This window comes from Paenibacillus xylanexedens (assembly GCF_007680605.1).
Taxonomy (GTDB): Bacteria; Bacillota; Bacilli; order Paenibacillales; family Paenibacillaceae; genus Paenibacillus; species Paenibacillus xylanexedens_B.
The window spans coordinates 1,127,168-1,148,255 of record NZ_VEIO01000001.1 but is presented as its reverse complement, the minus strand read 5'-3'; the positions used below and the strand labels follow the sequence as shown (position 1 = coordinate 1,148,255).

Sequence of the window (21,088 nt, the reverse complement as noted above, 5' to 3'; positions counted from 1 at the left end):
TATTTTTTGTATTTTACTCACCAGTTATATGGATCGAAAATTTCCTTCCTGTTCGTTCTATACGATGTCCGTAACCAGTACAGTGATCGCCTGGACCATTATTCATGTCAATTACGACATTCGGATCATGCCGGCCATATGCCTATTACCGATTTTTGCCTCTGTGTTGTTTTTTGACAGCAAGCGCGTCTGGTTCATTTTTTCATTGCAATTGGCAGGGTATGGCTTGCTTCTGATAGATCCGGCGTACCGCGCATATCTGAGTTCTTTTGACATGGTTTCCATCCCGGCATTCCTGATTCTCGCCACCTATGTAGCCCAAATCATTGTGACTACCGGCATCGAGGTGCTCGACGATTTGCAGACAAGCATGGACGCCAAAGAAGACCTTATCGTCAGAAATGCCATCATTGCCAAACAGTCAAAGACAGACGGGTTAACGAATCTTTACAATCAGAGCTCGTTCAAGGATTATTATGAAAAGGCATTTGAGTACGCCAATCTCGGAATGAGTCTGCATTTGGCGCTGATTGATATCGATGATTTTAAAGTGATCAATGATACGTACGGTCACCGTGTGGGCGACATCATTTTGGAAAAGGTGTCCTTGATCATTCAGGAGAGCATCACAGCCAGTGACATTGCTGCACGGTATGGCGGCGAGGAATTTGCTTTGTTAATGTTCGAACAATCCTTTGAACAAGCTTATGATCTGGTTGAACATATCCGGCAAAAAATTTCATTAATGGGCCATCTGGAACTTGGGGGCGCTTCCATTACCGTAAGCATCGGCCTCAAAGGATACAACCTTGATTTGAGTAAAGACAAGTTGTTTGAAGAAGTAGATGCTTGCCTGTATGCTGCCAAACGCTCAGGTAAAAATAAAACCGTAACATCACTCGTTTCAGCATGATGAAGAGGAAACAGTAATTAAAAAAGTTGTGTGGCACACACCCGGATAACCGGATCACCACACAACTTTTTTTTTGCTTTTTATACGAATCGGCCTGTTTTCCGAACTTGCCTTCTTGCTTTATTCTTCTGCCCATTCCCAGCGATGGCGATATTGCTCCAGCCTTGGGTGGACTTGTTCAGGCTGACCGTCAATAATGAGACGAAGTTCCTTGATCCAATCCGTAAAGGAGTCGAAGGATGCCCATTGATTAGCCATTTCTAAGGTCATATACAGAAAAAGAGGTGACGGGTATTCGGCTTGAATATGTCGCAGCGCTGTGTCGATTGGCGTATACTTTTTTCGTTTCCCTTCTAATCCCTCTACCCGGATTGGTGCAGACGGGTGATCGCGCCTCCATTCATGAAGACGATCCTCTCTCTTGTAAAAGGATTGTACCGAATCTCGGCTCATTCGTTTTACCGTGCTTTCATGTAATGGGTAGAGCACTAGCTGCTTGAAAGCTCTTGCATTCATAATTGCCGCTGCACGCTCAAGCTGTTCGTCCGTTACGTTTTCGAACGAATCGTAGAAGATCAGTGAACCCTTGCGACTAGGCTGGGCAGGCTCATAGCCAAAGGGTACGTTTGCATATTTTCCAGACAAGCGCCCCACCTCCCTTCTCAGTTAAGTTACTATTAGCCAATCACACCTGCCTGAATGATCAATGAGTCAAACTTCATATCGTTATTATATCCTAGCCCTCGTTATCCGACTCGGAATAAAATGTGACTCTGTTCTTGCCCGCACGTTTGGACCTGTAAAGTGCCTCGTCCGCCATCCGAATAATCTCACTCGGATTGTTGCTATTCGTCGGATACTCCGCTCCTCCAATACTGCAACCAATATGAACACGCTCATACTCAATAATGAATGGTTTGTTCAAACTTTGAATAATATCTTGCGCATACTGGATCGCTTCCTGCCGCGGATCATCTCCGATAGAGCGAAGTACAATCAGGAATTCGTCACCACCAAGCCGAACGGTTATACCGTCTTCATGACTTAGTGCTGTAAGGCGCTGAGCAACCTTTTGCAACAAAACATCGCCCGTCTGATGTCCAAGCGAATCGTTCACACTTTTAAAACCGTCCAGATCCAGATAGAGAAACGTCAACGTATGGTCCTCGCTCTCTGTCTGTAGAGATTCCTCAAGATACGTCTCAAGGGCTGTGCGATTCTTCAATCCGGTCAGCTGATCATAATGTGCAAGATTCTGCATCACAACCAGTTCTGAGTCTTTATTCATGATCGAAGATACCATGTTTCGGAGTGACCGTGACAATGCCTCAATTTCCTTCAGCCCTTTGGTCTCGGGGATGTCAATATTCTCTCCAGCACCAAGACGATCTGCAACACGGGTTAGTCGAACCAGCGGAGCCGAGATCAGTCTGGACAGAAACCACCCAATCGGCGCAAACAAAAGCATGACAACGATGCCAGCAAAGATGTTAAACCACATCAGATCAACAACAGAGGAAAAAGCTGCCGACTTACCCTGACGAATGATAATGGTCCAACCCAGTCCCGGATAATCCTTATATCCCTGGCTATACGCTAAACCGGTAACGTACTCCTTGCCATCCGGCCACTTTTCAGTGGACCAGCTACTTGTACTGTTCCGATGATCTCCAATCTCTTCTAGTGCAAGCGGTTTACCTACCCACTCTTTGGGGCCAAGAAGCACCGTGTGCTCTTTTTTGCTAACGATAAAGAATTCAATATCCTTCTCCTCACGTTGCAAGGGAACGAGTACGGAAGCCTCAACTTCTTTGGCCCACGCCCAGCTGAGATGTGCTGCTAATACACCACGAATCCGGCCATCACTATCCTTAAGCGGGAAGCTGATATCTACAAATTGCAATGGCTCTCCCGACGGATTAGGCAATAGTTTGGCGAGCAGCACCGCATTATGTACGTCTCCAATAAATTTACCCTTGATTCCTTCCTGGTACACAGGCCGCTCCGATAAATCTTCCCCTAAAAGTATTCCGTCTGTGGCGGCTAGCACTTTTCCTTTTGGGTCCATGAATCCAACCCATGAAAAAGAGGGGAAGCTATTCTGTAGCTGATCCAACAGCAGTTGAATATCCTTGTGGTTAAATTCATCATTCATAGAAGCCATGTTGCCCAGAAGATTCATTTCACCAGAACGAGAGTACATGAAACGGTCCAGCTTGTCCACGGTCTGTAGAGCCGTGCTTTCCAGGGAGTGGCCAATTTCGGTTTCCACCGCTTCGAATGATTTTTGGCTGAAAACATATCCAATGGTTAAGATAACGAACAGAGATAACCCAGCGAAAATGACGGTGAGCACCGTTCTAAGTTTAAATGACATAATTCCTCCTGCACATCCGGTGAACCGCTCTTACAATCTCATTCATCCACAGCTCTGCGTTGCAAAATGATAAGAAATAGCTCTCACTTTATTTTGAATTATATCGGTATTTTAGTTTGTATTTTTAATATATGTACCCATACAAAATTTACCCAAAATCACAACCGAGTTTCTTCCATTCAAAGAATAGTCACGATTCTGTATATACAAACTTGGGTTATGAATAGAGAGAGCAAGCATATCCTTAAAGGATTGCGCCTGTATGTCACAGAGAGAATGACGAGAAAAAAACATTGGGGGTGTAATTATTTGAGCCTGCTTCACATTGCTGTTATTTTGCCTTTTGCAGCTGGCATCGTTCTAGCCTTGCTACAGAGACTAATCCGTAAAATTCATCTGGGATGGCTGGTACTTGTCGTACCGGCATCGTTATTTGTTTATTTTGCAAGCCAGATTTCTGCCGTGTCCCGGCGTAACCCGGTATCCGGACAAATTCCCTGGATTCCGTCCCTGGACATCGGATTTAATCTATATTTGGACGGACTTAGTCTACTGTTAACGTTGCTGATCAGCGGAATAGGCGTGCTTGTCGTCTTTTATTCCATCTTTTATATGAGCAAAAAAGAGGCGTTAAACCGGTTCTATCTCTATTTGTTAATGTTTATGGGCGCTATGCTTGGCGTCGTATTATCAGATAATATGATCGTGCTGTATGGATTCTGGGAACTCACCAGCATTACGTCATTTCTGTTAATTGCCTTTCATTACAAGCGTAAAGCTTCCACATCGGGTGCACAAAAATCGTTCCTGATTACGGTTTTTGGCGGATTCGCCATGCTTGCCGGATTCATGTTGATGTACTTGATGACAGGTACATTCAGTATCCGCGCAACCATTACCGAATGGGGGCATATTCAGGACAGCCAGCTGTTCTTACCGGCTCTCGTTCTTATTCTGATTGGAGCGTTCACCAAATCGGCACAATTCCCGTTTCACATCTGGCTGCCTGATGCCATGGAAGCCCCGACTCCAGTCAGTGCGTATCTGCACTCCGCCACCATGGTCAAAGCCGGGTTGTATGTAGTCGCCCGTTTCACTCCCATCTTCGGCGGACAAGGACTCTGGTTCTGGCTTGTAACTGGCGTCGGACTGCTCACACTGGGTTACGGATCGTTTTTAGCAGTGAAGAAAAACGATCTCAAGGCCATTCTTGCGTATTCCACTATCTCACAACTCGGCTTGATTATGTCCCTCTTCGGGATCGGATCTGCTGCTCTCTATTTCGGATATGGCGAGTCCTCTGCCATGTACACCATAGCGATCACTGCTGCACTGCTCCATTTATTCAACCACGGTACCTTCAAAGCAGCTTTGTTTATGGTCGCCGGTATTGTCGATCATGAGACAGGTACACGAGATATTCGGAAACTTGGCGGTCTGGCAGCATTCATGCCTGTCACATTCAGCCTGGCGCTCATCGGTTCACTGGCTATGGCAGGTATCCCGCCATTTAACGGATTCCTCAGTAAGGAATTGTTCTTTCAAGCGATGGTACAGATTACGGATCTTCGTATCTTTGGTTTAGGCTCCTGGAGTATTCTCCTACCTGTCATCGCGTGGCTTGCCAGCGTTTTCACTCTGATCTATGCCCTGATTTTTGTGTTCAAAACATTCCTCGGTCGTAGCCGAAGTGAGGTGCCTGCCGAGAAATTACATGAAGCGCCTGTCGGACTGCTCATTCCACCACTTGTTCTGGGTGTGCTCGTCATCGGTTTTGGACTCTTTCCGGATCTGCTGTCCGGGTCACTGATCGAGCCGGCAATGGCTGCCGTTCTCCCTTCCCTGCTGAATGGGAATGAACGCTTTGATGTACATTTCTCCCTATGGCATGGCTGGACTCCAGAATTGTTCATGACCATCGGTGTTGTTGTGCTCGGGGTCATGTTATACAAGTTACTGCCACGATGGAGGAATATTTATGAGCATTATCCACAGGGATTAACGATTAACAACATGTATCATGTCGTTCTCGACAATGTACAGCATTATGCACGGAAGTGGACAGAAGCTTATATGAACGGCTCCGTCCGCAATTATCTGGTTTATATTTTCTCATTCACCGTTGCGCTACTTGTTTACGCCTTCTTCCGGTCTGGCGAAAATATTACCTGGCATGTGCAGGATAATGCTCCATACTCATTCTACGAAGTCGTATTACTGGTCACGCTGATTGCAGCGGCCATTTCCATTCCTTTTGCCAAAAACCGATTATCTGCTGTCATTATGACCGGAGCTGTCGGCTACCTGGTTACACTGCTGTTCGTTCTGTTTCGGGCACCCGATCTTGCGCTGACGCAGATGATTGTGGAGACGGTCTCCGTCGCGTTGTTCCTGCTCTGCTTCTACCATCTGCCTGAGTTACAACGCGGCAAATCCAGCTCCCGGTATCTCACGGTGAATGCCATTGTAGCTGTTTCCGTTGGCGTTGTGATGACATTCGTCGCACTCGCTGCAAGCGGCACATTATCCTTGGATAGCATCTCGGCTTTCTTTATTCAGGAAGCTTACAGTTCCGCGGGGGGGAAAAATGTCGTAAACGTATTGCTGGTGGATTTCCGGGGTTATGATACGTTGCTTGAGATTATGGTTCTTGGCGTAGCCTCGTTGTCGATCTACTCCATGATCAACCTGAATCTCGAAGCGAAGGATCTTGGAGCCCGATTGAAATTCCGTAAAAATGAGGAGAAAAAGGACGAAGAACCCGAACTTGACGATGAAGCGGACAACACGAAAAAATACGGAAACCGCGAGCGTAGTACATTGTCCTGGGATACGGTTCCTTTGCAAAGTAATGATGTTTTGTTACAAACCACAACGAAAGTGGTTGTGTTTATCATTTTAACCTTCTCCATGCATCTGTTCTTTGCCGGACATCATAATCCTGGCGGTGGTTTCATCGGTGGACTCGTCACAGCTGCAGCCCTCGTACTAATCGCTCTGGCCTTCAGCACGGATACGATACGCAAAGCGCTACCCATCGATTTTCGAAGTTTGACAGCCATAGGTTTAGCCATAGCTTTGCTTACCGGTGCAGGTTCGTTCCTGTTCGGTGTTCCGTTTCTCAGCCAGACGTTCGGATATTTCGAACTGCCCCTGCTGGGCGAGACAGAGCTTGCTACAGCCATGCTGTTTGACCTAGGCGTATACCTCGCTGTGCTCGGCGTCACCATGACTATCATTTTACAGATCGGGGAGGATCGTTGATATGGAAATTTTGATGTGTGTGGCCGTAGGCATTTTGTTTGCGGTTGCCGTCTTTTTAATCTTGTCACGGAGCCTGCTCCGTATCGTACTAGGCATGTCCATTCTCACACATGGAGTGCACCTGTTATTAATAACGATGTCACGTCTCAAGACGGGCGCTCCTCCACTACTGGGAGAAATGGCAGAGAAATATGTTGATCCGCTCCCTCAAGCGTTGATTCTGACGTCCATTGTCATCAATTTTGGTCTGACAGCCTTCTTTTTTGTCCTTTCCTACCGTTCTTATCTGAAGCTGAGAACGGATGATATGGAAGAAGTAAGGGGGCGCCCATATGAATAATCTTGTGGTTCTTCCTATCCTGCTTCCGCTGATCACGGGTGTGATCACCCTATTGTTCTTCCGTAAAATCAATATACAACGTTTCTTTAGCGTGATTGGTCTGTTAGCCACAGCAACGGTTTCAACCATACTCAGCACACGTGTTGCGCAATCCGGTGTCTTGACACTTCATATGGGGGGCTGGAAAGCACCTTATGGAATCGTACTTGTTGCCGATATGGTCGCAGCGTTGCTGGTTGTTGCTGCTTCCATCATTGCGCTGGCTTGTCTGCTTTATGCTTTTCGAAGCATCAACAAGGAGCGGGAGCAACATCACTTCTATCCGTTCTTTCATTTTTTGATTGCGGGCGTGAACGCATCGTTTCTAACCGGGGATCTGTTCAATTTGTTTGTCAGCTTTGAATTGATGCTGATCTCTTCTTACGCTCTCATTGTACTCGGAGGCACGGAAAGACAGCTTCGTGAAACCATTAAATATGTACTGATCAATATCGTGTCTTCTGCCTTATTTGTCGCTTCCATCGGCTTCCTGTATTCCATCACAGGTACGCTGAATATGGCCGACTTGTCGTTACGCATTGCTGAAGTGGGACAGAGCGGAGTCGTCACATTGATCGCCGTTCTTTTCCTAATCGTATTCAGCATCAAGGCGGGCTTGTTCCTGTTTTTCTGGTTATCCGGGTCTTATGCGGCTCCGCCCGCCGTCGTTACGGCATTATTCGCTGGTTTGCTCACCAAGGTTGGCCTGTATGCCATTGTGCGGACATTTACGTTGATCTTCTACCATGATCCAGACTTCTTTAATGCCCTGATCGGCTGGATGGCGGGAGCCACGATGATTTTGGGTGTGATTGGAGCGATCTCGTATCGTGATGTGAACAAAATTTTGATCTACAATGTCGTCGCTGGCGTAGGTTTCGTTGCGTTTGGTATGGCTGCTGCCAGCCGCACTGCTCTGGAAGGATTGCTGTTCTATATGCTACATGACATGTTGATCAAAACACTGCTTTTCCTGCTCGGCGGTGCTCTCATTGCTGTTGCTGGAACTTCCAGGCTCGATAACATGGGCGGATTAATTCAACGTTATCCCGTGCTGGGATGGATGTTCTTCATCAGTGCGCTTGCGCTTGCGGGTCTGCCTCCGTTCAGTGGATTCCCGGGAAAATTGATGCTGTTTGAGGGCGGCTTCGAAGCCGGACTATACGGTTTAACGGGTATTGCCGTACTCTCTAGCCTGCTCATGCTATATTCCGTGCTCCGTATTTTCATCCAGGCATTCTGGGGTGAGCCTCCAGCAGGCATGGCGAGACGTCCCTATGCGGTGAACGGGCTGCTGATTCCTGCCGGAATTCTGTTTACTTTTATCATCGTCATGGGCCTCGGGGCTGAAGGTATGTTCCAGCTCACGTCTCGCGCAGGTGATATTCTGCTACATCCCAACATTTATATTGATGCCGTATTGAAGGAGTAGATGTCTATGGCCTTTCAGATTGTACTCAATCTTATCATTGCCTTTGTATGGATGTTTTTGAATAATGCCTGGAATGGTGTTGGTTTTCTCGTTGGATTTATGCTTGGATTGCTCCTGATCGGAGGCATGCGACGTTTCTTCCCGCAACGCTTCTATATCGTCCGAGTCTGGGCTATCTTCAAATTGATTGGATTGCTGTTCAAAGAACTCGTTCGAGCAAGCATCGAGGTCATTCGGGAGATTATCAAACCACGGCTTGACATTCGACCAGGCATTTTCACCTATCGCACACAGCTATCTTCCGATTGGGAAGTGACGCTGCTATGTCTACTGATCTCATTGACACCAGGTTCACTGCCACTCGAAATCTCGGGGAATCAGCGTAAGCTTTTCATTCACGCACTGGATATCAAAGACGAAGAGAAACTGCGAAACGATATTCAGAATACGTTCGAAAAAGCAATCATGGAGGTGACACGTTAATGTTATTCTCATTACTGTTTATCTCACTGCTCATTCTATCTTTGGCGATTCTGGCTTGTTTATATCGTGTTCTTCGCGGTCCCTCCATGGCTGACCGGATTACGGCTCTTGATACGATCGGTATCAATGTGATCGCCATCGTGGCTGTACTCTCCATGATGCTGAAGACACAGGCTTATCTGGACATCATTTTGCTGATCGGCATTCTGGCTTTTCTAAGCACAGTCGCATTTGCACGTTATATTGAACGAGGGGCGGTGTTTAAAAATGAAGGAGATCGTTAGTGGCACCGCTGAAACGGGAATTGGGCTGCTGGTGTTGCTTGGGGCCCTCCTTAGTGCACTCAGCGCCTTCGGACTCCTTCGTCTGCCTGATGTATATTTGAGAGCCCATGCTGCCACCAAAAGCATGACACTCGGCGTGTTTTGTGTGCTCAGCGGTGCATTTTTCTTCTTTTGGTATTTTGACAACTATATCAGTGCTCGCTTGCTACTCGGTATTTTGTTTGTTTTCATCACTGCGCCTGTTGCGGGACATCTGAACGGCCGTGCGGCCTACCGCACCGATGTGCCTCTCTGGGAGCAAAGTGTGCAAGACGAGCTTGAACCGTTGTTAAAAGGAAAAAAGATGAATCACGAAGCAAAGGATATGATGGAGTAGCTTATGTAAATTGAATGAAATGGTTTACACGGAACACTCCGATGACAGAATAACCTTCCGATCGCTGTTATCCCCGGATTTTTTTTATTCCCTTTTCCAAAGGGGAAAATCCGGGGATAAAGGCGAACGCTTTGCGCTTCTTCAGGTTTTTTCTGTCCTCTCCGTTAATGTGTAAAAAATAATTCAATTTATATAGTGGCGAAAACAAGTAAAAAAATCCCCCGGAGATATCGCTCGTAAGCGGCTTTCCTCCGGGGGATTTCTGATATAACCTAATATGTTATCTATACCACGATACAGATCGAGCGTATCTATTAACTCGTTATTTGTTAGAAACCGTTTAAGCCTTGGCGTTTCAGGTCCGCAGCCACGATTCGGGCAAGCTGTGAAGCCCCTTGCCGGTTCGGATGCAAGCTATCGCCATTCATGTACAGAGCAAGCGTAGCTGCCGGCCCAATGGAAGTGAAGTATGCCGAGCTGAGCTTGTTCAGATCCACGAGCGTTACTCCCTCTTCCTGTGCCAGTGCACGTGTAGACGCGTTATACCATCGGTTCTCCGCTTGATGCACATTGGCCGAATTAAAGTCTGTTGCCCGCCCTTGAGGTGTCGAGAGAATAACGGTTGCGCCTTTGTTTTTCGCCAGACGGACCATATCACGCATGATTTCTTTGAACTGAGCCTCAGTTGTGTTGTTTTTAGCGTTTGTATCATTAATTCCGAGCTGCAGAATAAAATAGTCACCCGGTTTGATATACTTCAGAATCGCTTCCATCTGACCATCATCACGGAACCCTCTGGCAATCTGTCCGCTTGTGGCCATGTTACGAACCTGGAAAGTTGTGTTGTTTACATAAGAAGGAAGCAACTGCCCCCAGCCCCCCTGTACGCTGCTACCAAGAGGATAATAGTTGCATACCGTTGAATCTCCACCAATATAGATCGTACGGTTCGTGACAGGCTGGTTCGACAGTTTCCGAATTTCAAGGGCACTTAGCGTAAAGGCAGTTCCCGCTTTTCCTTCCGTTACCAGCAGATTCAACTGTCCGTCTGTCACGGGAATCTGGAATTGATCCGTTGCGCCGTTGCCCGTCATATTCATGATCTGATATACCCCTTCGGCTGCCACACTAGCTCTGGCGGTGTTACCCAGAGTCACTTTGACCTCATACAGACCATTCGGCAGGTCAACATTGAAGGTGTTATCACTTTTCGTACCAAATTTCAGAAATTGAACGGCATCACTTGCAACACCACTACCTGATGCGGAAACATTTTTCATATTAGCCGGAGTGTTGAAACCATAACCCCTTGCAGCTGTATAGGCCGTTGTGGCAGACACTCCAGTATATCCGTTCGCCACTGCTCCTGCACCAAAATCGAATTTATAATGATCCGATGCCGCCTCGGCTACGTCTACTCTGTCACTTCCAAATCCAACCGCGATCATACTCGTAGCAAGTACAGTACATAACATCATTCGTAAAGAAGTTGGCCATTTCATCATACAGTGCTCCTCTCGAATTCAAATGATACGATTTTGTACCCATCACATTCCAGATCATGATGAAAAATTACGATTACTACGATTACAATACCTGTTCAAGCCAATCATAAGCTTTTGCACCACTAATCTCATGTCCACCGTCGAAATAATCGGCATCCAATGCTCGTCCTGCACCAGCATGCTCATAGATCATTTTCAACCGTTCGTGAGCCTCCCGTGCGGAATGAAGCGGAAATACAAGATCTTCACTTCCAATCTCCAGAAATAGAGGACGCGGAGCAATCAGACCAATGATATCCGGCAGCTCTGCTTCCTGCAGAATCCCCGGAATGTAGTTGTCGAGGCAATGATTGCGATCCAGAATGCTGCCATGAAACGTACTTGCGTAACCACTGACCACCACAACTTTGCATCGTTCGTCCAATGCTGCCGTGAAGGCTGTAACCAGACCCCCACCGGAGATGCCCATGCTTCCGATTCGCTCCGAATCCACTTCAGCTCGAGTGGATAAATAATCAAATACTCGTGTGGTTTCATAAACCCGATGTCCTGCGAGCGTTTTACCCACCATAAGCAGATGTGCGGCGATCTTCGTACAGGAACTTACGCCCGGGGGCGCCTCTCGATCCTCATCCAGTCTTCTGTCCCCAAACCCAAGCAGTTCTGGGGCGGCCACAACGTACCCACGCTTCACGAGCGCAACGGCAAAATCTTTGTGTAATCCAGGCTCCCCTGCCCGTGGCGAACCATCCGGCTCCATTCCGCAAATCTCCCGGCTCCCATAGCCGTGTCCATGACAAGCAACAATAGCAGGCCTCTTCACATCGGTAGCGCTTACATTATCAGGGATTAAAAGATAAATAGGCATCCGTAACCCCGAGTAGGTTGTGATCTCAATCCGCTCCCGGATGTAGCCATCACATGGAACACGTTCCAGTACGACAGGGTTCAATGCAGCGGGCATCATTGGAAAATCGCCCAGCTTTTCTTGGATACGTGTACGCAATTGATTTTGCCATAACTCCAAGGGTTGATCTGCATCAAACGCAGAACGACCTCGAAGTGTGGTTTGTTGTTGCAGATAAGCTTCGATTTCGGACATGTTTCTGTGTACCTCCTATAGGTGCTGGAATGATGCTAATGATGAATTGTAAAATTTGGTAACCCCTATCTATTATAGTACTAGAAGTAACATCGTCGCCACCTTTAGTTTACGGCATTAGACCACTTTTTCAACTTTAAAATATCCCATTATTAACTTTGAGAAAAGTATAGCCATCACGAAGATTCCCAAACTTAACCCAACATAACGAAAGTCCAGACCACTGAAATCCATCCGAAGGACGTTTACAGCTGGAAATGCCGCGACAATGCCAACCAGAATCAATATGCGATAAACCTTCAATATCAGTTCACTTCCATGTGTTGCCCATACGATAGCGTTCGCAAGATACAAAAAAGCAGCTATGCCGAGCAGTATCGTTAACGCAGAAGAAACCAGACTGACGGATCCTACCGAACGGAATCCGAGTACAGTGAAAATACACCAGATTAGTATCCCATTAATCATGGACATAACAACAACACGAATCAACGCGAACAACCAGACAGCAAGCATGATTTTCTCTGGTCTGGATACTACAGCAAGCATAAAACCCAAGTTTTTTTCGGCCTTTTCTTTAGTGAAGAACTGTAAAATATGGGGAATGCCTACGTATAAAGCAAACACAAGTGCAGACGACAGGAAACCAACAGTCATTAAGCTATTCGTAAACATCAATCGATGTTCACGTGTCTCATTTAACTTATGAAGTAGCGGAACCATGCCCTCTATAGATAAACCAAGATTCGCTTCCAGCTCCCCCAACTGACTGATTGTAAAAATAAAAAACATTCCCAGCATCAACACCTGCATGGTCAGTGATCTTTTCCAATGAAGCGTTTTCACATCTTTGCGTAATAACGGCAGCATTTACAGCCCACCTTTCTCTCAAATTGTTACTTAATCTCACTCTCGAATAGTGGCTTGTTTGATTTTTTTGTAGAAATCCTCCAGCGAGTTTTTTTCCTTGAAAAATTCCTCTACTTCAATGCCATGTTGTAATAAGAGTTGTAGAAGATGCTTGACAGAGCCTGATCCCGACATAAAAGATACAGACTGTTCATCCTGATTCATTACATAAATACCCTTTACATTATGAAGAATCTTTACCGCGTGTTGCGGGTTACTGCAAATAACGATGTAACGTTCGGTCACTTCTGTTATTGTCTGAATGCTCTGATCCGCCACGATTCTTCCTCGATGAATCATCACAACCTGATCAGCGATTTTCTCCAGATCAAATAGATCATGAGAACTAATGAGAATTGAAGTACCTTGATCCGAACAGATCGCACTTAGTTGGTCTCTCAAAAAAAATTTAGAATCCGGGTCCAGCCCGTTAAAGGGTTCATCCAGAATTAATAACTCTGGCTTGTGTAACAATTCACGTATAATCCTAAGCTTTTGCTTCATTCCTTTGGAAAAATGCCCTACCTTCAAGGAAGTCTTCAATTCAAACTGTTGCACAAGTCTGTTGTAGGGTTCTTCGATTCTCGCTCTGGGTATTCCACGGAGTCGTGCGAAAAACAGTACATTCTCCCAGGCTGACATCTCACCATACAATCCGCCCTCATCGAAAACAACTCCCAAACGGTTTCTGCTCCCCTGACTCATGTAATAGGCTTGCTCTCCAAACACCGCACATATTCCCTGTGTTGGAGGATACAGACCTGTAATACAACGAATCATAGACGTTTTGCCCGCACCATTCTCCCCGATCAAAGCGGTGATTTGCGCCGGACGGACAACCATATTTACATTATGAAGTACAGGCTTACCCTGTAAGCTCAAGTTCAAACCATGTATTTCCGCCACTTGAGAGCTCATATTTTACCCCTCCTGAGTATTCCAACATGCATATGATAGGGTAATGCTATCTATTTTCATAGGATGAAAATCACTATTTTTTTCTAAATTAGTTAAATAAAAAAGGAATATTCCAAACCTAAATTCAGGTTTCAGAATACCCTTGATATAACTAGAGACGACTGAATTCTCGTGGCTACAAATCCCCTTCTTTATTTATCTACAATCAGCCAGGCAGCCACCAGTTCCATCTCCCCATCAGTTTCATCAAGGATGGAACAAGCACAAGACGGATTAGCGTCACATCGATGAATACAGCTGCTGTGATCCCGATGCCTAGCTGTCTTACCCCTTCCACCTCGGCAAAGGCAAAGGGAACCGTTACCGCCAGTAAAATACCTGCTGCAGACGTAATTAAACGACCCGTTGAAGCCAAGCCTTGTTGAACGGCTGTGTCACTGTCTCCTGTTTGTCTGTACACTTCCTGTATCCGGCTCAACATAAAAACACCGTAGTCCATCGATATGCCGAATACCAGCCCAGCAATAAAAACAGGAATCATGATGGCGATGGATGATACTTCCATTCCCAGATGACCCTCGTTAAAGACCCATACAAGTATGCCAAACGAAGCGGCCAGACTAAGCAAGTTCATCAGAATCGCTTTTAGTGGTATTAGTAGAGAACGGAACGCGAGTAGCAACACCAGATAGTTGCTTACCACGACAAATACAAGGACCTTGGGCAACTGTTGCGCAATTTCATACTTGATCTCATCCTCATAAACCGCTTCGCCGCCATAACGAATTGGAATACTCTCTGTCTGGGCTATTACATCATCTGCTCTTGTCTGCCGCAGCCATTCTTTCATCTCATCTGAACCCGCTTCCCCATATACACCAACCGTTAAGCGAATAAAAGAATCCGAAATGCCCCCTCGGGAGTCAATACTCACCACTCTTTCATCCTGTTGAAGCTTGGTTACTTTGTGTTCGGCTATCTCCCAGTGAGAAGCTGTTAACGGCTTATCCTTTTTCCCGATGATAATATCGACCCGAGCAATATGTTCCTGACCGAAATTTTGCTCGATCTGCTCAGATGCTTGACGGGACTCCATTCTGGATGGTAAGGAAGAAGCATCGGGAACGGACAAATCCATCCGTGTAACGGGAAACACGCAACACAATAGTAACGTTGTGCCTGCGAGCCCCATCCATACAGGACGTTTCATAACAATCGCTGACCAGTGGTACCAGAAACTGTGTTCAAGTGTGTTATCCTTTGTTTGTTGTCCTGTAACGCTGGATATGCGTGTTACGCGAGCAAATAATCGGTCTGTACTTAGGCAAAGAATAGCGGGTAACAAGGTTACATTTAACATCAAGGCCAGCACAAGAACAATGGTAGCCCCAAGCGACACACTGAGAAACATAGGTAGCCTGATCCAGAGCAGACCCAGCAAACCCAGAAACACACATGCCGCTGAGAACAGAACCGCTCGACCAGCTGTGCCCAATGTCCGTTCCAAAATTTCGCGTTGGTTGATGCTGTTGCGCTCACTATTTAACTTGTCTGTACTTGCGTAACGCTGCTTTAATTCCTCCCTGTATCTGCTCAGAATAATAAGTGCAAAATCAATACTGAGCGCCATACCCACCATTGGAATCACGTTAATAATAAAGTTGGAAAGTTCCAGATAATGACCCAGCAAAGACGTTATGCCCATCGCCGTAATCACTGCACTGATCCCCATCATGACAGCAATACATGCCGCATACAGTCCTCTGAATGCAACGCAAAGAATGACGAATGCGATCGGTAGTCCCACGATCTCTGCTTGTTCTAAATCCTGAAAGCTCAGTCGATTTACATCCTGTTGTACCACGGTTTTTCCTGTAAGTTGCACGGTTCCAGGCACATCAGCTTGCTTGTCCACTTCAAGAATCTCTCGTAATTGAGCAAGTGGATGCTTCATCCGGTGAGGTGCGATGTCCATGTGTACCAGAGCGTAAGCCTGATTATCACGCAACATTCTTCCCTGTGTGTTTACATCAAAAGGGGAAACCACTGAGGATATCGCTGGCAAGGTGCGGACTGCGTCAAGCTGTTCTTGAATCCACGTCTTGAAGGATATCTCAGAAGTATTCGGGAGTTTATTAAAAAGTAACACGACCGGATCAGGCGGGGAGCCAAATTCCTGGTCCAATATCTGTTCTACGGTTTGGGCTTGTCCCCCGGCCAGCTTTAACCCGTGATCCTGAACCATGTCAGGCAACTTCCACGCCCAGGCGACTGACATCCCGATGATAAACACCCAGCAGATGATAATAAACCACGGATATCGACTAATGAGGGCAGCCAAGCTTCGATATCCCATCCCCAAGCTCCTCTGCATATAAATTGGATTCTAATTATGGTTAGCACCATAAGACATGATTTGTATAGTACAAGTCTATTCATCAGCAAACATGATTATGTTTCTAATGAAACAAAGACAAATAGCCTCATGTATATGCTACATGGGGCTGTTCGTCCTAGCGGTTTCATTTCATATCCAATTATTCGGGCCGAATAACCGTGAATCGATCACCCAGTTTGGCATAATCATTACCTGCCAGACGACTGACCGGTTTTAACTGATCCATCAAGATATACCCTTTATCTGCAAGATAGATCTTTTCGCTAAAATGATACTGCACGATACGGACCAGAAGCAGGTCACTTACAGGCACGCCTTCATCATTCGAGATCGGAATATGCTGATACAGCTTACACTCCATCCGGATCAGCGCTTCCTGAATTCCGGGTACAGCGACCACGGAACTGGGAACAGTTGTCAGACGAGTTCTTTCCAATTCACTTTCATGCGGCTCCAGTAAAGCCGCCGTTTCATTGACGTCTTCAATAATGTCTTCGTCACAAATATGCACAACCAGTTCATTATGGGCGAGGACATTGCGTGCCGTATCCTTCATTACGCCATTTTTACGTCCCACCGAGATAGATAACAATGGCGGATCAGAGCTCACCACATTAAAAAAGCTAAATGGCGCTGCATTAATGATTCCATCATGATCTGAGAGCGTGGTTACAAAGGCAATCGGACGCGGTACGATTGAACCGCTCATTAATTTATAATTATCTTTAGCCGTGAGTTCTTCCGGATTTAGTGAATACATATGTAAGTCCCCTTTCCTAGTCGCATGCATGAGGCTGATCCTCATCTTCGTAATCTTCTGCTTTCTTCTTCGTTATTATATATGCATACCGTCCCTAAAAACAAAAAAATACTTGTATAGACCTAATGGCAATCATGAGTGTCCCATTTTCATTGCTCACGTTTAGAAATACACACTTGTTAAACAATCACAACTAGGCGAATACCGTCATAGACTGTTTTCAGAATAAGATGACAGGAAGGATGTTCTTGAACATGAACCATGTTTATTACCCTTATGCAGGTTATTATGATGGTCGTTATACAAGTTACGGCGAAGAGCGTTCCATTCAATTCCCTCCACTCTTCCCGGGTGGAGGCAGTCTCCCTGGAGGGCAAACCCCGCCAGGCATTCCCGGAAGCCCGGGTTCCTATCCTCCTTTCATTCCTGGTGCAGGAACCCCTCCTGGCCCCTATTTCCCTGGCGGCATGCCGGGTCCTGTTCCTGGTCCGGGCCCAGCTCCAGGTGTGCCAGCACAGCTAGCTCAGGGGAATCTTCCTTCCTTGCTAAGTGCCTATCCTCGCCCGGTGGGTCAGCCGCCTGCCGAGATGTTATTTTTGTATAACCTTATCAAAAGCAGTCCTGGTCTGCTGCCACTCTTCCTGCAGCAGCAACCGCAAAGCTTGACACAAGCCGTTCAATTTGCACAGACAGGTGCGGCCGCGCCTCGTGATCAAGAGCAGCGTGTACTCCCTAACTTCTGTTATAACCGGTGGTCGCTCGTGTTTACGTATAATGATGTGTATTTAATGTGGCCTGCCATTAATTTGTTTGGCTTTGTTGTCGGCTATTTCTATCCATACCAGACACCAGGAATTCTGCTCAACACCCAAATTTTGTTCGCCCTTTGTTGATTGGCAGACAGACTAAAACGGCCCGCATTGGAAGAATATGCTTCCCTGCGGGCCGTTCCTGGTTATACCAAAGCACTATGCAGTTGTAGAAATGGACTGTTTCGGTTTGCTTCTGCCGATCATGACAACATACAAGAACAATGCCCCCAGATCAGCACACGCGATCACAATTCCCATGGGCACAGCCGTATGTTCTCCTCCAAGACCCACGAGTGGAGCAACGAGTCCGCCAAACAGAAAGGTCATAACACCAATCAACGCTGATGCACTTCCAGCAGATTTCGCCTGATCCGCCATAGCCAGCGCGAACGACGCTGTATTAATCAACCCCACGCTGGATACAACCATGAATAAGGGTATTAGCACTGAAATCAGCCCGCCACCAGCAAGGATCGCGATAAGTAAGGAAGTTCCCCCGACTGCCGCTATAAGTAATCCGGCGATTAACAGCCGTGTCTCCGATACCTTACCGGCAAGCCGGCCTGCAATCTGGCTGGCAAGAATAATGCCAAGTCCATTGATGGCAAAACATATACTGAACATTTGAGGGGACACCCCGTATATTTTCTGAAGCACAAATGGTGATCCCGATATGTAAGCGAACATGCCTGCCGCTGCGAAACCTTGCGTTAGAGCATAACCCATAAAACGGCGATTCCTCACTATGCTGCCAAACGTCAACAACGTCTGCTTAAGCCCCCCGCTCGATCTTTTTTGTGCCGGAAGTGTCTCGCCCAAACCAAAGATGACCGCGAGAAGCGCGAGCACGCCGATAAGACTTAGCAAAATAAATACGCCCCGCCATGAAGTATACGTCAGGATTTGTCCACCTATAATCGGTGCCGCGATAGGTGCCACTCCGTTAATAAGCATTAACAGAGAAAAGAAGCGGGTCAGTTCTGGACCCTCATATACGTCCCTGACCACTGCACGCGCGATGACAATCCCCGCCGCTCCGGCCAAACCTTGAATAAAACGTAACACAACAAACGAGCCCATCGATGGGCTGATGAGGCATAATATAGACGCAATTGTATAAAGCACAAGTCCGGCAATCAGAGGCATTCGGCGACCTCTCACATCGCTTAATGGCCCCGCGAGCAACTGACCCAGCGCAAGCCCGATCATACATGCTGTCAGGCTAAGCTGAGCATACGAAGTGGACGAGCCAAATTCATCCGCCAGCGTTGGCAGGGCTGGCAGATACATATCCAGAGACAGCGGTCCGAATGCGGAGAGCGTCCCAAGAATTAGCGCCATTCTCACTCTTGGCGTAGCCGTGGTGTGTAATGAAGCTGCTGCTTTACTTTTCATCCCAAAGATGTCCCTTTCGTTCCAATCGTGTTGCCATGTTCATTTTTAGTTTTCTCCATCTCCAAGCAATCTGAGCAAGTTGTTCGGCAGGGTGAACTGTTGATTATTGATAATAATCCGGCGTAACTCCTCATCATCCCGTTCGTTCTCGGCGTCCTTGATCTCCTGGATCTCACGGTGCAAACGTTCCATTTGGTGATCCAATGCATTGGCAGAATCCGCCGCACTTTTCAGTTCTCTTGTTAAATGTTCCGGAACATCTTTGTTGTATTTATAAAAGATTTTATGTTCAAGACTTGCCCAGAAATCCATTGCGATCGTACGAATCTGAATTTCCACACAGGCACGTTCCTCGCCATTGGACATGTATACCGGCACTTCCACAAGCAGATGCAAACTTTGATATCCGTTCGGTTTCGGATTTTGGATGTAGTCTTTCACTTCGAGCACACGCAAGTCACTTTGGTTGCACAGCATATCCTTAATCCGATAAATATCAGAAATGAACGAACATGTGATGCGTACACCGGCAATATCCTTAATATTTTGCTTGATGCTTTCAAACGTCAGCTCATGATTTTTACGGAACATTTTATTCATAATGCTCTCGGGAGACTTCAATCTCGACTTGGTATGCTCAATCGGACTGTAATCATGAAGGGACTGGAACTCTTCTTTCAGCACTTCTATTTTGGTTTCCATCTGATCCAGCGCAAATTTATAGATCATCATAAATCGTGTAATTTCGTATTTGAATTTCTTGAACTGGTCAATCGGATGCGGAGCATTCATCATCAGTTTCTTCCTTTCTTTTGACACCTCTATGATTTGATAACCAACTTGTATACATTCGTATGAACGCTGGTCTTATGACATGTCTTCTATATCATTATAAAACATCTGACATGAATAAACGAATTTTAGAAATGTACATGTGCCGCTTTGGTTCAGATTTCGTTTTGATGAAGGCGGTGCAATAGCTGTATACTGGAGAAGTTATGTTTGCTTGAAAGGACGGGAAAATATGAATCAAAATCATCTCCAGAAATACGCCATGTTACTGCTCTGCATGTCAGCCGGTATGGTCGATGTCATCGGGTATCTAGGGCTTGGGCATGTACTCACAGCCAATATGACAGGAAACATCGTGCTGCTGGGTATCGCTATTGCCCGTGCTCAGGAGTTTGTTGTACTGCGTGCTTTGCTCGCCCTTATCGGTTTTATTGCGGGGAATGCAATCGCGGCACATGTGCTTGGAAAAGTCAAAATCAAAAACGGCTGGTCCCCGCAGGTCACTGCCGTATTTACCGTTGAAAGCATACTACTTCTGCTGTTTGCAGTCCTTATGCTCACTCCCTTTTCCGAGCAATTATCCTATCTGTTAATTGTACTGCTTGCAGTGGCCATGGGGATGCAAACAACGGCTGCCCGGAGGATTGGTGTTGCGGGAATCTCGACAACGGTGCTCACTAATAATCTGGCGGCGGTGATTGAAGATGCTGTAAGCATTCTTCATCGGTTAAGACATGCCAATATCCGCTCCTTGGTCAAAGCGCTGTCTACAGACGCCTACCTGCGTGCAGGCGCAGTTGTGATCTATCTCGGCGGGGTCATCATCGCAGCATTGCTTTTCCATCATGTGCCACTAGTAGCGGTCTGGGTTCCTGTACTGGTCATTGCCGGCGTAACACTCCAGGCAAGATTCACGTCTTGGGGCAAAGAATTAGAGCTACATCGTAATCCGGAGTGAGAGGACATTTGCGATGATGCGCTGCTGAAAC

The 21,088-nt window shown here is 46.5% G+C and carries 19 protein-coding genes; 9 read left to right on the top strand and 10 right to left on the bottom strand.

The genetic code is table 11. The features are described from left to right. The first annotated feature begins 28 nt into the window (after positions 1–28). Positions 29–913 (top strand): GGDEF domain-containing protein, encoded by an 885-nt coding sequence (locus FS818_RS05300; RefSeq protein ID WP_313960459.1) that lies wholly within the window; start codon positions 29–31, stop codon positions 911–913. 120 nt (positions 914–1,033) lie between these two features. Here FS818_RS05300 and FS818_RS05295 read toward each other — a convergent pair whose 3' ends face one another. Next, complete coding sequence (locus FS818_RS05295; RefSeq protein WP_145330260.1) at positions 1,034–1,558, bottom strand: hypothetical protein; 525 nt, start codon at positions 1,556–1,558, stop codon at positions 1,034–1,036. Positions 1,559–1,649: 91 nt separating this feature from the next. Beyond that, positions 1,650–3,290, bottom strand: a complete 1,641-nt coding sequence (locus FS818_RS05290) for a diguanylate cyclase domain-containing protein (RefSeq protein WP_145330258.1) — start codon at positions 3,288–3,290, stop codon at positions 1,650–1,652. Positions 3,291–3,599: 309 nt separating this feature from the next. Between FS818_RS05290 and FS818_RS05285 the strand changes: the two genes are divergently transcribed. From FS818_RS05285 to mnhG, 6 genes are read left to right on the top strand one after another with little or no spacing between them, the layout of a single operon-like run. Then, positions 3,600–6,554: a Na+/H+ antiporter subunit A gene (locus FS818_RS05285; RefSeq protein ID WP_145330256.1), complete on the top strand. Its 2,955-nt coding sequence runs from the start codon at positions 3,600–3,602 to the stop codon at positions 6,552–6,554. A gap of 1 nt (position 6,555) precedes the next feature. Next, complete coding sequence (locus FS818_RS05280; RefSeq protein WP_090920602.1) at positions 6,556–6,894, top strand: Na(+)/H(+) antiporter subunit C; 339 nt, start codon at positions 6,556–6,558, stop codon at positions 6,892–6,894. Further along, complete coding sequence (locus FS818_RS05275) at positions 6,887–8,365, top strand: Na+/H+ antiporter subunit D (protein ID WP_145330254.1); 1,479 nt, start codon at positions 6,887–6,889, stop codon at positions 8,363–8,365. Before FS818_RS05280 ends, FS818_RS05275 begins: the two co-directional genes overlap by 8 nt. 6 nt (positions 8,366–8,371) lie before the next feature. After that, positions 8,372–8,848, top strand: coding sequence for a Na+/H+ antiporter subunit E (locus FS818_RS05270; RefSeq protein ID WP_123063748.1), 477 nt, complete (start codon positions 8,372–8,374; stop codon positions 8,846–8,848). Next, positions 8,848–9,132 (top strand): Na(+)/H(+) antiporter subunit F1, encoded by a 285-nt coding sequence (locus FS818_RS05265; RefSeq protein ID WP_145330252.1) that lies wholly within the window; start codon positions 8,848–8,850, stop codon positions 9,130–9,132. Before FS818_RS05270 ends, FS818_RS05265 begins: the two co-directional genes overlap by 1 nt. Beyond that, a complete protein-coding gene (gene mnhG, locus FS818_RS05260; RefSeq protein ID WP_145330250.1) occupies positions 9,116–9,508 on the top strand; it encodes a monovalent cation/H(+) antiporter subunit G in 393 nt (130 codons plus the stop codon). The genes FS818_RS05265 and mnhG overlap by 17 nt, the downstream gene beginning before the upstream one ends. Before the next feature lie 329 nt (positions 9,509–9,837). On the opposite strand, the gene FS818_RS05255 is transcribed toward mnhG, so the two are convergent. From FS818_RS05255 to FS818_RS05230, 6 genes are all read right to left on the bottom strand, one after another. Continuing rightward, positions 9,838–10,956 carry a rhamnogalacturonan acetylesterase gene (locus tag FS818_RS05255; protein WP_260989861.1) on the bottom strand — a complete coding sequence of 373 codons (1,119 nt, stop codon included), beginning with the start codon at positions 10,954–10,956 and terminating at the stop codon, positions 9,838–9,840. A gap of 139 nt (positions 10,957–11,095) precedes the next feature. Continuing rightward, the gene (locus tag FS818_RS05250) at positions 11,096–12,115 is read right to left on the bottom strand and encodes a dienelactone hydrolase family protein (protein WP_145330246.1); all 1,020 of its coding nucleotides are present in this window, start codon (positions 12,113–12,115) and stop codon (positions 11,096–11,098) included. Positions 12,116–12,232: 117 nt separating this feature from the next. Next, the gene (locus FS818_RS05245; RefSeq protein ID WP_145330245.1) at positions 12,233–12,985 is read right to left on the bottom strand and encodes a hypothetical protein; all 753 of its coding nucleotides are present in this window, start codon (positions 12,983–12,985) and stop codon (positions 12,233–12,235) included. A 36-nt stretch (positions 12,986–13,021) separates the two neighbouring features. Further along, positions 13,022–13,942, bottom strand: coding sequence for an ABC transporter ATP-binding protein (locus FS818_RS05240; RefSeq protein ID WP_145330243.1), 921 nt, complete (start codon positions 13,940–13,942; stop codon positions 13,022–13,024). Positions 13,943–14,147: 205 nt separating this feature from the next. Continuing rightward, positions 14,148–16,298 carry an MMPL family transporter gene (locus FS818_RS05235; protein WP_186375413.1) on the bottom strand — a complete coding sequence of 717 codons (2,151 nt, stop codon included), beginning with the start codon at positions 16,296–16,298 and terminating at the stop codon, positions 14,148–14,150. Positions 16,299–16,479: 181 nt separating this feature from the next. Next, positions 16,480–17,100 carry a flavin reductase family protein gene (locus tag FS818_RS05230; RefSeq protein ID WP_145330239.1) on the bottom strand — a complete coding sequence of 207 codons (621 nt, stop codon included), beginning with the start codon at positions 17,098–17,100 and terminating at the stop codon, positions 16,480–16,482. A gap of 254 nt (positions 17,101–17,354) precedes the next feature. On the opposite strand from FS818_RS05230, the gene FS818_RS05225 reads away from it, so the two are divergent. Continuing rightward, positions 17,355–17,993 (top strand): hypothetical protein, encoded by a 639-nt coding sequence (locus FS818_RS05225; RefSeq protein WP_145330237.1) that lies wholly within the window; start codon positions 17,355–17,357, stop codon positions 17,991–17,993. A gap of 75 nt (positions 17,994–18,068) precedes the next feature. Here FS818_RS05225 and FS818_RS05220 read toward each other — a convergent pair whose 3' ends face one another. Both FS818_RS05220 and FS818_RS05215 read right to left on the bottom strand, forming a co-directional pair. Next, entirely contained in the window at positions 18,069–19,307 is a 1,239-nt protein-coding gene (locus tag FS818_RS05220; protein ID WP_145330235.1) for a multidrug effflux MFS transporter, read from the bottom strand. Between the two features lie 45 nt (positions 19,308–19,352). Next, positions 19,353–20,099 carry a GTP pyrophosphokinase gene (locus FS818_RS05215; protein ID WP_145330233.1) on the bottom strand — a complete coding sequence of 249 codons (747 nt, stop codon included), beginning with the start codon at positions 20,097–20,099 and terminating at the stop codon, positions 19,353–19,355. 232 nt (positions 20,100–20,331) lie between these two features. Here FS818_RS05215 and FS818_RS05210 point away from each other — a divergent pair, with 232 nt between their 5' ends. Beyond that, positions 20,332–21,057 carry a YoaK family protein gene (locus tag FS818_RS05210; RefSeq protein WP_145330231.1) on the top strand — a complete coding sequence of 242 codons (726 nt, stop codon included), beginning with the start codon at positions 20,332–20,334 and terminating at the stop codon, positions 21,055–21,057. Positions 21,058–21,088: the final 31 nt, after the last annotated feature.